Source organism: Parasphingopyxis marina (assembly GCF_014237875.1).
In the GTDB taxonomy this organism is placed as follows: domain Bacteria; phylum Pseudomonadota; class Alphaproteobacteria; order Sphingomonadales; family Sphingomonadaceae; genus Parasphingopyxis; species Parasphingopyxis marina.
Genome location: NZ_JACJVJ010000002.1, coordinates 37398 through 50534 on the forward strand (window position 1 = coordinate 37398; position 13137 = coordinate 50534).

At 62.0% G+C, this 13137-nt stretch carries 13 protein-coding genes; 4 read left to right on the top strand and 9 right to left on the bottom strand.

Translation table 11 applies throughout. The annotated features are described in order from the left end of the window. The first annotated feature begins 57 nt into the window (after nt 1-57). Nucleotides 58-408 carry a hypothetical protein gene (locus H6P80_RS08915; protein WP_185801057.1) on the top strand — a complete coding sequence of 117 codons (351 nt, stop codon included), beginning with the start codon at nt 58-60 and terminating at the stop codon, nt 406-408. 7 nt (nt 409-415) lie between these two features. Here H6P80_RS08915 and H6P80_RS08920 read toward each other — a convergent pair whose 3' ends face one another. From H6P80_RS08920 to H6P80_RS08940, 5 genes are read right to left on the bottom strand one after another with little or no spacing between them, the layout of a single operon-like run. Continuing rightward, nucleotides 416-1111 carry a VIT1/CCC1 transporter family protein gene (locus tag H6P80_RS08920; protein ID WP_185801058.1) on the bottom strand — a complete coding sequence of 232 codons (696 nt, stop codon included), beginning with the start codon at nt 1109-1111 and terminating at the stop codon, nt 416-418. Between the two features lie 2 nt (nt 1112-1113). Continuing rightward, a complete protein-coding gene (locus tag H6P80_RS08925) occupies nt 1114-2292 on the bottom strand; it encodes a vWA domain-containing protein (protein WP_185801059.1) in 1179 nt (392 codons plus the stop codon). A 35-nt stretch (nt 2293-2327) separates the two neighbouring features. Next, nucleotides 2328-3197 carry a DUF817 domain-containing protein gene (locus tag H6P80_RS08930; protein WP_328804971.1) on the bottom strand — a complete coding sequence of 290 codons (870 nt, stop codon included), beginning with the start codon at nt 3195-3197 and terminating at the stop codon, nt 2328-2330. A 16-nt stretch (nt 3198-3213) separates the two neighbouring features. Next, nucleotides 3214-4248, bottom strand: a complete 1035-nt coding sequence (locus tag H6P80_RS08935) for a hypothetical protein (RefSeq protein ID WP_185801061.1) — start codon at nt 4246-4248, stop codon at nt 3214-3216. Nucleotides 4249-4277: 29 nt separating this feature from the next. Then, nucleotides 4278-4916, bottom strand: a complete 639-nt coding sequence (locus tag H6P80_RS08940; RefSeq protein ID WP_185801062.1) for a cytochrome b family protein — start codon at nt 4914-4916, stop codon at nt 4278-4280. A gap of 89 nt (nt 4917-5005) precedes the next feature. On the opposite strand from H6P80_RS08940, the gene H6P80_RS08945 reads away from it, so the two are divergent. Beyond that, nucleotides 5006-5749 carry a glutathione S-transferase family protein gene (locus H6P80_RS08945; protein WP_185801063.1) on the top strand — a complete coding sequence of 248 codons (744 nt, stop codon included), beginning with the start codon at nt 5006-5008 and terminating at the stop codon, nt 5747-5749. A gap of 21 nt (nt 5750-5770) precedes the next feature. On the opposite strand, the gene H6P80_RS08950 is transcribed toward H6P80_RS08945, so the two are convergent. The 3 genes from H6P80_RS08950 to H6P80_RS08960 form a co-directional block, all read right to left on the bottom strand. After that, on the bottom strand, nt 5771-6175 hold the full coding sequence (locus H6P80_RS08950) for a nuclear transport factor 2 family protein (protein WP_185801064.1): 405 nt from the start codon (nt 6173-6175) through the stop codon (nt 5771-5773). A 6-nt stretch (nt 6176-6181) separates the two neighbouring features. Beyond that, nucleotides 6182-7027 (bottom strand): AAA family ATPase, encoded by an 846-nt coding sequence (locus H6P80_RS08955; RefSeq protein WP_185801065.1) that lies wholly within the window; start codon nt 7025-7027, stop codon nt 6182-6184. A gap of 124 nt (nt 7028-7151) precedes the next feature. Beyond that, entirely contained in the window at nt 7152-7823 is a 672-nt protein-coding gene (locus H6P80_RS08960) for a DUF6975 family protein (RefSeq protein ID WP_235973848.1), read from the bottom strand. A 178-nt stretch (nt 7824-8001) separates the two neighbouring features. Between H6P80_RS08960 and H6P80_RS08965 the strand changes: the two genes are divergently transcribed. Both H6P80_RS08965 and H6P80_RS08970 read left to right on the top strand, forming a co-directional pair. After that, entirely contained in the window at nt 8002-9912 is a 1911-nt protein-coding gene (locus H6P80_RS08965; protein ID WP_185801066.1) for a glycosyltransferase family 4 protein, read from the top strand. Continuing rightward, nucleotides 9909-11054, top strand: a complete 1146-nt coding sequence (locus H6P80_RS08970) for a glycosyltransferase (RefSeq protein WP_185801067.1) — start codon at nt 9909-9911, stop codon at nt 11052-11054. Before H6P80_RS08965 ends, H6P80_RS08970 begins: the two co-directional genes overlap by 4 nt. Before the next feature lie 14 nt (nt 11055-11068). On the opposite strand, the gene rpoD is transcribed toward H6P80_RS08970, so the two are convergent. Then, nucleotides 11069-13114, bottom strand: coding sequence for an RNA polymerase sigma factor RpoD (gene rpoD / locus H6P80_RS08975; RefSeq protein ID WP_185801068.1), 2046 nt, complete (start codon nt 13112-13114; stop codon nt 11069-11071). Nucleotides 13115-13137: the final 23 nt, after the last annotated feature.

The window sequence follows — 13137 nt, forward strand, 5'->3', positions numbered from 1 at the left end:
TCCAGCAAAGTCTTTCCATTCAGGCCGGCGTAATCAAGCGATCGGCAAAAGGTACCGATGATCAAACTGTTTTCCGTTTTTGCGCTGTTGCCGCTCCTGACTCTCGCATCAGCCGCTGCGGCACAGAATGTCCATCGGTTAAGCGACGAGGAAATCGCGGAAATCGAAGCAAGACCGTCCCTGTCGCCCGATCAGGTCGCATTGCTCGAGCGGCACGGGGACGAAGAACCCGCGCGTCGGATGCAGTCCGAACTCAGCATCGGGATAGGCACGCATGGTTATTTCGATGTGCGCGCCTCTACGCTGATTCCGCTGGGGTCTGGCGGCATGCTCGCCTTGTCGCTCCAGCGCACCGAGTTCGATAATGTTCCGCTCGGCTATATCCTCGATCCCGGCGTTCATTATTGACCGCCTGCTAGACTGCGGTTCCTACCAGTCTGCCGATTCCCGCCGTCACCGCCATCGCCAATGCGCCCCAGAAAAGGACGCGGGCCGTTGGCCGCAACGGATGGGCGCCGCCGACGCGGGCACCGATGGCTCCAAGCGCGCCCAACGCGACGAGCGAAGCACCGGCAACGGCTGGAACACTGGAGGTTTCCGGTACAAGTAGCGCGACGACCAGCGGTATCGCGGCGCCCAGCGTAAACGTGACTGCAGAAGTTATCGCCGCCTGAACCGGCCGCGCGGTGCTGATTTCAGATATGCCGAGTTCGTCCCGGGCGTGCGCGCCGAGAGCATCCTTGTCCATCAATTGGGTCGCGACCTGCTCTGCGGTTGCCTTGTCGAGACCGCGGTGCCGGTAAATGCTGGCCAACTCGGCATGCTCGGCATGGGGAGCGGTTTCGAGCTCCCAGCGCTCCTTCGCGAGATCCGCCTTTTCAGTGTCGGACTGCGAGCTGACCGAGACATATTCACCCGCCGCCATCGACATCGCCCCGGCGACGAGCCCGGCAAGCCCCGCGACCAATATCTCGGGCCGGCCTGCCGAAGCCGAGGCAACTCCGACGATCAGGCTGGCGGTCGAAACGATTCCGTCATTGGCGCCGAGCACGGCGGCGCGCAGCTGACCGATACGCCCGACTTGATGCTTTTCGACATGCAGGCGGCTCATGCTCAATTTTTCCGCGTCAGTTCCCGCATCGCATCGTCGAGACCATCCAGGGTCAGGCCGTACATGCGATCATTCATCAACTCACGGATCACCTTCACACTTTGCGAATAGCCCCAATGCTGTTCTGGTACCGGGTTCAGCCAGGCGGCGGCGGGATAGGTGTTGGTCAGCCGGTGCATCCACACCGCGCCGGCCTCCTCGTTGAAATGCTCGACCGAACCGCCCGGATGGGTAATTTCATAGGGGCTCATCGACGCATCGCCGACGAAGATCAATTTATAGTCGTGGCCGAATTTGTGAAGCACGTCCCAGGTCGGCGTGCGCTCCGCGAAGCGGCGGCGGTTGTCCTTCCACAGGCCCTCATAAGGGCAGTTATGGAAATAGAAGAATTCCAGATTCTTGAACTCGGATGTCGCCGCGGAAAACAGCTCCTCGCACAGCTTGATATGCGGATCCATCGAACCGCCGATATCGAGCATCAGCAGCACCTTGATCGCGTTGCGCTTTTCGGCGCGCATATGGATATCGAGCCAGCCCTGCTTCGCGGTGCCGTCGATCGTGCTTTTGAGGTCCAGTTCCTCAGCCGCGCCTTCGCGTGCGAAACGGCGCAGGCGGCGCAGCGCGACCTTGATGTTGCGGGTGCCAAGTTCCTTGGTGCTGTCGAGATTGCGAAACTCCCGCTTGTTCCAGACTTTCACCGCTTTCTTGTGCTTGCTTTCGCCGCCGATCCGCACGCCTTCGGGATTATAGCCCGAATTCCCGTACGGCGAGGTGCCGCCGGTGCCGATCCACTTGTTGCCGCCCTCATGGCGCTCCTGCTGTTCCTCAAGCCGTTCTTTCAGCGTCTCCATGATCTCTTCCCAGGAACCCAGCTTCTCGATCTCCGCCATTTCCTCTTCGGTCAGATATTTCTCGGCGACCGAGCGCAGCCAGTCTTCGGGCAGCGCCATCGCTTCCTGCCCATAATCGGTTTCGATGCCTTTGAAGACCTTGGCGAACACCTGGTCGAACCGGTCAAGCAGCCCCTCGTCCTTCACGAAGGTGGCGCGGGCGAGGTAATAAAATTCTTCCGGGGAGCGCTCGATCACATCCTTGTCGAGCGCGTCGAGCAAGGTGAGATGTTCTTTCAGGCTGGCCTGGATGCCCGCAACACGCAGTTCGTCGACAAAGGAAAAGAACATCGATCAGCCCATATGGTTCGTGGTTTCCGTTAACGTCATGCCAGATCGCCGCGCGGTTGGGAAGCTGCGCACGGACGATGGATAAGCGAAACGAGGACGAAACTGATGATCATCAAGAGGTACCAGCTGCCGAGCTTGGCGAGCGATACCGGCTCCCAGACCGCTTCCTGCCCCGGATAGGTCCAGGCGCGCGCGAAGGTGCCGATATTTTCGGCGAACCAGATGAACAGTGCGACGAGGAAGAAGCCGATCAGAAGCGGCATCCGGCGCGGCACGCGCCAGGGCGTGTAATACACCCATGTTCGCCAGAAGAGCAGGGCGGTCGCCCCGAACAGCAGCCAGCGGATATCCGGCAGCCAGTGATGCGCGAAGAAGTTGATGTAGATGGCGGCCGCGAGCGCCAGGGTCGCCCAGCGCGGGGGATAGTGCGAATAGCGGAAGTCGAATATCCGCCAGACGCGCGCGATATAGCTACCGACCGCCGCGTACATGAAGCCGGAGAAAAGCGGGACATCGCCTATCCTGAGCAGGCTTGCCTCGGGATAAATCCAAGACCCGTTTGCGGTCTTGAACAGTTCCATGATCGTGCCGACGATATGGAAGATCAGGATCACCTTGGCTTCGGCCCAGCTTTCCAGTCGAAGTGCCAACATCGCAGCCTGGATCGCAACGGCGGCGAGCGTCAGAAAATCGTAGCGGGCGAGCGGTGCATTGTCGGGATAGAAAAGATGGGTGGCGAGCAGCAACGCCAACATCGCACCGCCGAACAGGCAGGCCCAGCCCTGTTTGAAGCCAAAGAGCAGGAATTCGTAGAGCCAGCGCTGCCAGCGCTTCGGAAAATCGAGCCTTTCCAGCTTCTCGCGGATGCGGGCGAAGCGGGTCGCGCCTTCCAGTGGGGCGAGCACGCCCGGTCGCTCCCGCTTATTCGGCCGGTTCGTCGTTGGGATAGCTCGAAATTCTGCCGAGCCCCTCATTCTGGAGCCTGAAGACCGGCACAGCCATGCCGATTGCCATGCCGGGTGCCGGCGCCCTGTCGAACAGGCCGATCGCATAGGTCCCGTTGGGGCGGTTGGCAAAGAGGCCGAATTCGCCGTTTTCGGTGGAGGCGAGAGGACGGGTGACGAGGCTCCAGCCGGCATCGGCGATCAGCATGGTCCAGCCGCCGTGATCGGCTTCGCGTTCACGGAACAGGCTGGTGTAGGTCCGCATATCGTCCGGCGTCATGTCACAATAGGCCGAAGGATCGACGGAGATCCCGCCGCCGCCGCGAGCATCGGAATATTCGATCAGCCCTTCCGTGACGATAATGCCGCGCTGCGCCGGGACGATCGACAGTGGATTTCCATCGAAATCCGTCCGGTCGTTGCACGCGCCGGGATAGACCAGAGGGTGGGCCGTAAAAGGCTCGCCTTCATAGGAAATAGCGGCCGCGAGTTCGGCGAGAAGCGCCGTCATGGCCGCCACATCTTCGCTCGGGCGGCTGACTCGGATTTTCACGATCCATTCGCCAAGCTGGACGATGGTGAGCCCCGCCGTCCGGAATGCATCGAAGTTGAGACGCATCGACTGGCTTACGGCGTTGGGAGAAGCGGAACCTCCGGCTCGGAGCATTTGCATCTCGTCCGCCGGAACCAGACCCGAGATATTGGGCCTTTGGGCGATTGCCATCATGGCCTGGCGAAACCACAGCATCGCGTTGGGTTCGCTGGCGCGGTAAACGTAGAAGGTTACGGCATCGCCTGACTCTTCGTGGCGATATTGCAGGATGGTGTCGGTTCCGTCGTCGGTCAGCGGGCGTTCCTCGACGAGATCATAGCCAGCGATCGTGCGGGGCAGGATGATGGTATCGAAGGCGCCGCGCCAGGTTTCAGCGTTGGCGGTCGGAGATGCCGCCATTTCCTGCGCGATGGCGGGCGTCGCAACCAGCGCCAGAGCCAATATGGCGGATCGAATCATCGGCGTTTCTCCCCTCCCGGTTGCGCGCACTATCGACGGTCGGCAGCGCCAAGGTCAATCGAGCGAGGCCGGCGGGGGCCGAACGCTGTCCGGACGAGCGGGATGCGGATCAGAGCCGCGGCCACCAGCAGCGCTGTCGTCACGCTTCCAAGCAGGAGTGTTTCCGCCCGGAAAATGCGCCCGCCATAGCTCGCGAAGAAGATGAACCAGAGCAGCCAGATGCCGGTGATATGCAGCCGCTTCCAGTTGCGACCCAGCGCGCGCATCGCTGCGTCGCTGGAGGTCGCGGCCATCAGCCACATCAGGACATAGCCGGTGCCGCCGATAAAATAGACATAAGGCGGTCGGCTGACCGGCGTCGCGGCGATCAGCCAGATGAAGCACATTGCGTGGATGGTGTGCGCGGAAGCGAAACCGAGCCCGACATAACGGCGTTGGCGCAGCAGCGCCGTCCAGATGCCGCCGAACATTTGGTGCAGCGGCCGCGCGGCGAAGGCGGCGAGGAACCAGAGGAAGGACCAACGCGCCGTCAGCCGGGTGGCGAGGCTCAGCCGATCTTCGAAGCTGCCCGGCACGGCCGACGCCGCGGCACAGATTGCCAGCGCGCCCAGCGTCGCCAGGCCAATGAGCCAGCGCTTGCGATCCTTCGTCAGCCCCGCACTTGGCATGCCGTTTCACCCCATGGATTTTCCGTCCCGAGGGTCTTGTAGCCGGTCGCGGGGCGAGGCTAAAGACACAGGGGAGAGGATAGTTAGCAATGATAACATTATATAGTTTCGGTCCCGGCGCGAATTCGCTCAAGCCCATGCTCACGCTTTACGAGAAGGGGCTCGAGTTCGAGATCAAGCAGCTCAACCCGGCCAAGTTCGAGCATCACGAGGACTGGTTCAAGAAGATCAATCCGCGCGGCCAGGTGCCTGCGCTGGCCGATGGCGGCCATATCATCACCGAATCCACGGTGATCTGCGAATATCTGGAAGACGAACATCCGACCGCGGTGAAGCTGCGTCCCGACGACAGCTATGGAAAAGCGGAAATGCGGGTGTGGACCAAATGGGTCGACGAATATTTCTGCTGGTGCGTCTCTACGATCGGCTGGAGCCGGATGGTCAGCCAGATGGTCAAGGACCTGACCGACGAGGAATTCGAGGCCAAGGTCGAGCGTATCCCGATCCCCGAACAGCAGGTGAAGTGGCGCCGCGCGCGCGAAGGCTTTCCGCAGGACATGCTGGACGATGAAATGCGCAAGATCGGCATTTCCGTGCGGCGTCTCGACGATCACCTTGCCGATCACGAATGGCTGGCCGCGGACATGTATTCGCTCGCCGATATCTGCAATTTCGCAATCGCGAACGGCATGCAGCACGGCTTTTCCGAACTCGTGAACGAAAGCGATACGCCGCATTTGCTGCGCTGGATCGCGCAGATCAACGAGCGCCCGGCGTGCAAGAAAATGTATGCAGAGGTGCCGCATGAAATGCGGCGGCCGCCGGAGGACTAGGTCTAGCGGCGAGGGCCGGGTTTACGCCGGGGGTGTCAGCGCGCGGTTGATGAGGTCCGTGTCGCAATATTCGACGATCTCGGCGACCTTTCCGCCGCGGAAGGTGAATACCCAGCAATAGCGGTTCGCATAGGCCATTCCGTCATGGGTAACGCTGTGGTTGCGGCCTTCGACCGCGACGAGATCGCCTTCGCCGATGAAACGTTCGGCGGTGACCGTGTTCGGTCCGTTGAAATTCGTGGCGAGCGGGCCGAGCAGATTGGCTAACACGTCCGCCTTGCCTTCGTAGACTCGCGACCAGGCCGTGCTGCCGATGATCGACCAGCGAACATCGTCCGCCATCATATCGACGAACGGGCGGCCATTGCCCCTGGCAGTCTCGGCGAAAGCCTGTTGGAGAACCGCCTTGTTTTCGGCGACGCCCATTTGCGGTTAGTTCCCCTGGCGCCGGCTCATAAAGGCCAGCCGTTCGAACAGCATCACGTCCTGCTCGTTCTTGAGCAGCGCGCCGTGGAGCGGAGGAATCGCGCTGTTGGGATCGCGATTCTGGAGAACCTCGAGCGGCATGTCTTCGTGGAGAAGCAGTTTTAGCCAGTCGAGCAGCTCGCTGGTGCTCGGCTTTTTCTTCAGCCCCGGCACGTCGCGAACCTCGTAGAAAATATCCATGGCTTTCGAAACGAGCATCTTCTGGATGTCCGGGAAATGGACGTCGATGATTTCCTGCATCGTTTCGCGATCGGGGAATTTGATATAGTGGAAGAAGCAGCGGCGCAGGAAGGCGTCGGGCAGCTCCTTTTCGTTGTTCGAGGTGATGACGACGATCGGGCGTTCTTTCGCGGTGATCGTCTCTTTCGTCTCGTAGACATCGAACGACATGCGATCGAGTTCCTGGAGGAGATCGTTCGGAAATTCGATGTCCGCCTTGTCGATCTCGTCGATCAGCAGGACGGGCAGGTCTTCTGAGGTGAAAGCCTCCCACAGCTTGCCGCGCCGGATATAGTTGGTGATGTCGTGGACGCGCTCATCGCCAAGTTGGCCGTCGCGCAACCGGGCGACGGCATCATATTCATACAGGCCCTGCTGCGCTTTGGTGGTCGATTTGACGTGCCATTCGATCAGGGGCGCGCCGATGGCCTTGGAGATTTCGTGCGCGAGAACGGTCTTGCCGGTGCCGGGCTCGCCCTTGACGAGCAGCGGCCGGCGCAGCGTCACCGCAGCGTTCACGGCGACTTTCAAATCGTCGGTGGCGACATAATCCTTGGTTCCGTCGAAACGCACGCGGCTATTCTCCCTTGGCTTCCGTTAACGTCAACTGCCGACGAATAGGCGGAAGGGGTGCGCGTTGCAACCATGGCGTAGCGGAAGAGAGTGCAGCGGGGAGGTGGCGTGAAGGGCGATCACCCTACCACATGTCGCGGGCGGCCTCACGGGCCTCGAGCAGGTTCCACAGGCCGCGATGCTGGGCAAGGATCTGTTCGCCCCCAAAGGCTAGCGCGCGGCGTACGGCAGGCGATTCTCCGGCGACATCGGCGACCGCAACGGCATCGGCGCCATCGGGAAGGGCGGAGAGGGGCGCTTCGACTTCCAATTTCTCGGCGGCCGCGATCAGTACGCGGCGGATGGCCTTCCAGTCCATGACGAGCGCTATGGCTGCGCCAAGCGCGCAACCGGCGCGCTCGGACCGGGCGAGCGTCTCGATCGCATGGCGCTGCGAGAGGACCGCCGACTCGCTTTCTGCGTGGCCGGGCGTCGAAGGGAGAGGGCCGGCGGCCACGGTAAGGTTGGTGAGGAAGGCGCGTTCGCGGGCAAAACCCAGTTCGGCTTGCTCCAACCAGCTGCGGGCTTCGGGAATGGCGGTTTTGACGGCGGCGAGTTCGACGACGCCGGGCTGCTGGCCATGAAGAATGCCAAGGAAATGCGCGGCGTCGGCAAGATTGCGCGCCGCTTCCTTGTCGCTGTTGAGTTCGGTGCTCGAAACGTAACGATGGGAGGCCGAACCATCGGTATCGGCCATGGCGCTCAATGTCGCACCGATTCCGGATTCGTCGATTGCCTGCGCCGCGCCGTGCGTCATTTCCGGTCTCCACAATGGCGGTCGATGCCGCCTTTACTCCCCACCCACGCGCTCCTGATAGTGGGTGCGTGTAAAGACCCGGTTTACAGCCCATTAGTCTAGAATTGACGGAAGTTAACCATCAGGAACGCGCGGGTTCTTGACAAAAGCCCGGCCATCCCCGAGCGCCGGGGCCGGCATGAGCGGAAAAGCTTTCCACGACATCGACGATCATCGGCGTGCCGGGCCTGCCGATATTGGCCGCGCGCTCGTCGAACGTGCCGAATCGCTCGAAAGCGAACTGACCGAGGCCCGGCGGACCATTCGCCGATACGAGCAGAACCGGTCGAAGGCGCTCGCGCCCGAGCTGGACGCCGCGCGGGAAAGCGTCCGCTCGCAGCTTTCCTATCGTTTTGGCGAGGCAGTGCTGCGAGCGATCCGCAATCCATTGCGCTTGCCGCTGCTGCCGTTTTCGATCTTTCGCCAATGGCGCGCCTTCCGCGCATCCAAGGCGGATGAGGCGACGACGGTAGCGGGGGACGCTCTCGACGGAGTCGAGGCTGAACCGCTTGAGGACAGCCCGATTACCCGGGAGATCGCCCGGCAGATGTCGGTAGATGCGTTGAGCGGGCTTGAAACGAAGAAACTGCGCGGGCTCCTCCGGGAAGCCACGAACCGCGGAGAGCTGGCGCTACAGGTTCGCACCGCCGAAGCGATCTGGCTCAGGGAGCGCAATATCGCGGCGGCGCTCGTGCTGCGGCGCAAGCGCGGATTGTGCGCGGAACTCGATACCGGCTGGCTGCCGCTGCTGCCGAAGCGGCCGATCGCCGATGGCGGCGATAAGACCGTGCTGCACCTCTTCAAGACGATCTACCCGGTGGAATCGACCGGCGGCGCGGTGCGCAACTGGTCGATCGTGAAGCAGCAAAAGGCCCGTGGCTGGAATCCGGTTGCTGCGGTGGCGCCCGGAAACCTGCCTGAGACTCTCGTCGAGGCCAACGGCGGGCGCGACGGGCCCTTCGTCGTGGAGAGCGAAGGGGTGCCGATCCACTATTGCCATTTCACGGCGCAGGATCAGACGGAGATGCCGAAGGATGTGGTGCTCGGGTTCGAGGCGCATCTTCTCGACGAGATTTGCGGCACCGTCTGGCCCTCGATCATCCACGCGGCGTCGGGCTTTCGCGGGTATGACAATGCGCTCAAGGGCCTGGCGCTGGCGCAGGCGCGCAATCTGCCGTTCGTCTACGAAGTCCGCTCCTTCCACGAACATACCTGGGGCCCGCGTTTCAACGGGATCGAGGATACCGAACACACGCGCTTGCGCATGGCCCAGGAGGACCGCTGCATGGCGGCTGCCGATGCGGTGGTGACGATATCCGAAGCGATGGCCGAACAGCTTCACAGGCGCGGGGCCGTGAAAACGCGGCTCTTCATCGTTCCCAACTCGGTGGAAGAGCATTTTCTGGAAGAGCCGGATCGCGATACCTGCGAAGCCTTTCGCGCCAAATGGGGGCTGATGGGCAAGGCGGTCATCGGCTATGTGTCCAATATCTCGCGGCGCGAAGGACATGAGATATTATGCGAGGGGTTCGCCCGCCTGGCCGCCAGCAATCCCGGCCTCCAGCTGCTTATCGTCGGCGATGGCAATTATCGCGAAGAGATAGAGCAGCGCGCCGCCGTGCTCGGCATAGCGGATTCGACGATCTTCACGGGGCAAATCGATCATGCCGAGATAGCGGCGGCCTATGCGGCGATCGATATTTTCGTCGTACCGCGCCTTCCCGATTATGCGTCGGATTATGTAACGCCGATGAAACCTGTCGAGGCGATGGCGCTGCGGCGGCCCTTGATCATGTCCGACCGCCCCGTATCGCGCGAACTGATCGGCGAGGAGGAGCGCGGCCTGTATTTCGAAACCGGCAATCCCGCGGACCTCGCGCGCGCGATCCAGCAGGCGCTCGCCGATCCCGCCCGGCGCGCCAGCCGCGCCGAAGCGGCGCGCAAATGGGTGGAAGATACGAGGCTCTGGCCGCAGAGCGTCGCACGCTATGAACAGGTTTATGCGGCAGCGCGCACGCACCACGCGAAACGCAAGGGAAGCGAACGATGAAACCGGGCGAGGCCCCGGCTATCGTGCCTTGCGGCCGATCGGAAGCGCTGGCCCGCAAATATAGCGAGCTCGCCGCGCTGGGAACCGGGCAGCTGCCGGGACTGCTGATCTGCTGGCCGACGGCGCGCGCCAACAAGTTCCAGTCGCTGCTCTATCGGCGGGCCGAAACGCATGGCTTCGCCGTCGAGCGGATCGTGAAGCTGGAGGAGCTGGATGAGATATATTGGCCGGGGCCCGTCATCTTTCACGCGCACTGGTTCGGGCCGCTCGCCAACAAGGTCGAGACCGAGTCGGAATACCGCCAGGTCGTCGAGAATGCGCTGCAATCCTTCGATGCGCTGCGCCGCCGGACCGGCGCGAAGTTCGTCTGGACCGCGCACAACACGATTCCCCATGGATCGCGCTATCCCGAGGTCGATACCGAATTGCGCCGCCGCATCATCGCGGACTTCGATGCTGTCCATTTCATGGACGAAAGCCATGCCGCGTTGCTGGAAGAAGCCTTCGGCCTTGGCCCCAGGCACGCGTTTGTGGCGCGTCACCCGCACTACGATCCCGCCCATGCCGATCATCTCGAACGATCCGAAGCGCGCGAGACGCTGGGCATCGATCCGGGAGCGACGTTGCTGCTCTTTTTCGGATCGATCCAGCGCTACAAGGGCCTCAACCGGCTGATCGCCGCCTTTGCGGAGGCATCGAAGACTCGGCCCGATCTGCGCCTCGTGATCACCGGTATTCCGAGCGACGCGGATTATGTGGCAGAAGTCGGCGATGCGGTGGCGGGCGTCAACGCGGTGCGCTTCCTCCCGTACAAGGTGCCGGACGACGAGATCCAGCGTTATTTCCGCGCCGCGGATGCCGCCGTCCTTCCCTATAGCGGCGAGCAGCTCAATTCCGGCGCGGCGATGCTGGCGCTGTCGTTCGATTGCCCAATTATCGCGCCGCGGGCCCAAGCCTTTGCCGCGCTGGAGCGGTTCAATGTTACGCTATATGCGGACACCGGCGAGCATGCGCTCGCCCGGGCACTGGCGGGTTTCGAGCACCGATCCAGCACGATCGACTTCGCAGCATTCCGCGAGGCGCACGATCCGGTAAACGTCTCGGACGCCTTTTTTAAAGGGCTGGAACCGCTGAAAGGCTGAATCTTTCCGGCCGGCTACTGGTCGAGGAAGCTCCGCATTTTCCGGCTGCGGCTCGGATGCTTGAGTTTCCGCAGCGCCTTGGCTTCGATCTGCCGAATGCGTTCGCGGGTCACCGAGAATTGCTGGCCGACCTCTTCGAGCGTGTGATCGGTGTTCATGCCGATGCCGAAGCGCATGCGCAGCACACGTTCTTCGCGCGGGGTGAGGCTGGCGAGCACGCGGGTCACCGTTTCCTTGAGGTTGGACTGGATCGCGGCGTCCACCGGGATGATCGCATTCTTGTCCTCGATGAAGTCGCCGAGATGCGAATCCTCCTCGTCGCCGATCGGCGTTTCGAGGGAAATCGGTTCCTTGGCGATCTTCATCACCTTGCGGACCTTTTCGAGCGGCATCGACAGCCGCTCGGCCATTTCTTCCGGCGTCGCCTCGCGGCCCTGCTCGTGCAGGAACTGGCGCGAGGTGCGAACCAGCTTATTGATCGTCTCGATCATGTGCACCGGGATACGGATGGTGCGCGCCTGATCGGCGATGGAGCGGGTGATCGCCTGACGAATCCACCAGGTCGCGTAGGTGCTGAACTTGTAGCCGCGGCGATACTCAAACTTATCGACCGCCTTCATCAGCCCGATATTGCCTTCCTGGATCAGGTCCAGGAACTGAAGGCCGCGATTGGTGTATTTCTTGGCAATCGAAATCACGAGACGGAGATTGGCTTCCACCATTTCCTTCTTGGCGATCCGCGCTTCGCGCTCGGCCTTCTGAACCATGTTGACGATGCGGCGGAACTCGTTGAGCGACGTGCCGGTCGCCTGACTGATCTCGCCGATTTCGGTGCGGATGCGTTCGACGGCTTCGGCTTCCTTGTCGGCGAACTTCTCCCATTTCGCGTCGATCTTGGAGACTTTCTTCAGCCAGCCGTCTTCGAGTTCGTTACCCATATATTCTTCGAGGAACGAACGGCGCGGCACCTTGTGGCGCTCGGCAAGCCGCAGCATCTGGCCGCCCAGCGCGGTGAGGCGGCGATTATAGGAATAGAGCTGGTCGACCAGATATTCGATCTTGGTCGCATGGAACTGGACGCTTTCGACCTCGGCGGTCAGCTCTTCGCGCAGATTGTGGTAGCGCGTTTCCTGCGCCTTGGGGAATTCCTCCCCGCTGCCGAGCGCTTCCAGCCGCCGCTCCTGGACCTTGGAGAAGGTCTTGTAGAGCTTCGTGATCTTGGCGAACCGCTCCAGCGCGTCGGGCTTGAGGGCCTCTTCCATCTGGGCGAGCGAGAGCTGGTTGTCGTCTTCGTCTTCCTCGGCCTCGCGGCGACGCGCCGCCGCAGCGTCTTCGTCGTCCGTGCTGTCGTCGTCTTCCTCGTCCTTGTCGGCGCTTTCCTCCTCGTCGAAATCGTCCTCGTCTTCCTTGATCGAGACGCCGGCGGTTTTTTCAGAGATTTCGCCGCTGTCGTCGTCATTCTCGACGTCTTCCGCGGTCGGCCCCTTGGTCAGCATCGCCTCGAGATCGAGAATTTCGCGCAGCTGCATTTCCTCATCGTTCAGCGCGTCCGACCATTCGATGATCGCGTGGAAGGTGATCGGGCTTTCGCACAGCCCCATGATCATCATGTCGCGGCCCGCTTCGATACGCTTGGCGATGGCGATTTCGCCTTCGCGGCTCAGCAGTTCGACCGCGCCCATTTCGCGCAGATACATGCGCACCGGATCGTCGGTGCGGTCGCCCGTGGTCTTGGCCTTGGGCGCTTCGACCAGTTTTTTCTCTTCCGGTTCGTCTTCCGAGCCATCCACCGCGCTCGGAACGTCCTTGGCTTCGGCGGCCTCTTCCTCGCCGGCGTCCTCATTCTCGACGATGTTGACGCCCATCTCGGACAGCGCCGACATGATGTCCTCGATCTGTTCGGAGGCCATCTGATCCTGCGGCAGTGCCTCGTTCAGCTCGTCATAGGTGAGGTAACCGCGCTTCTTCGCCTTGGCGATGAGCTTCTTGATCGACGCCTGGTTCAGGTCGATGACCGGTGCGTCGCCCTCGTCCTTGGGCGCGGTGTTTGCTTTTGACATATGTTATCCTGCGTTTGACGCCG

Excerpts from the sequence above, each read along its gene's own strand:
- rpoD (WP_185801068.1), bottom strand. The coding sequence starts at position 13,114 with ATGTCAAAAGCAAACACCGCGCCCAAGGACGAGGGCGACGCACCGGTC.
- H6P80_RS08920 (WP_185801058.1), bottom strand. The coding sequence starts at position 1,111 with ATGAGCCGCCTGCATGTCGAAAAGCATCAAGTCGGGCGTATCGGTCAG.
- H6P80_RS08970 (WP_185801067.1), top strand. The coding sequence starts at position 9,909 with ATGAAACCGGGCGAGGCCCCGGCTATCGTGCCTTGCGGCCGATCGGAA.
- H6P80_RS08925 (WP_185801059.1), bottom strand. The coding sequence starts at position 2,292 with ATGTTCTTTTCCTTTGTCGACGAACTGCGTGTTGCGGGCATCCAGGCC.
- H6P80_RS08965 (WP_185801066.1), top strand. The coding sequence starts at position 8,002 with ATGAGCGGAAAAGCTTTCCACGACATCGACGATCATCGGCGTGCCGGG.
- H6P80_RS08960 (WP_235973848.1), bottom strand. The coding sequence starts at position 7,823 with ATGACGCACGGCGCGGCGCAGGCAATCGACGAATCCGGAATCGGTGCG.
- H6P80_RS08935 (WP_185801061.1), bottom strand. The coding sequence starts at position 4,248 with ATGATTCGATCCGCCATATTGGCTCTGGCGCTGGTTGCGACGCCCGCC.
- H6P80_RS08950 (WP_185801064.1), bottom strand. The coding sequence starts at position 6,175 with ATGGGCGTCGCCGAAAACAAGGCGGTTCTCCAACAGGCTTTCGCCGAG.
- H6P80_RS08915 (WP_185801057.1), top strand. The coding sequence starts at position 58 with ATGATCAAACTGTTTTCCGTTTTTGCGCTGTTGCCGCTCCTGACTCTC.
- H6P80_RS08945 (WP_185801063.1), top strand. The coding sequence starts at position 5,006 with ATGATAACATTATATAGTTTCGGTCCCGGCGCGAATTCGCTCAAGCCC.
- H6P80_RS08940 (WP_185801062.1), bottom strand. The coding sequence starts at position 4,916 with ATGCCAAGTGCGGGGCTGACGAAGGATCGCAAGCGCTGGCTCATTGGC.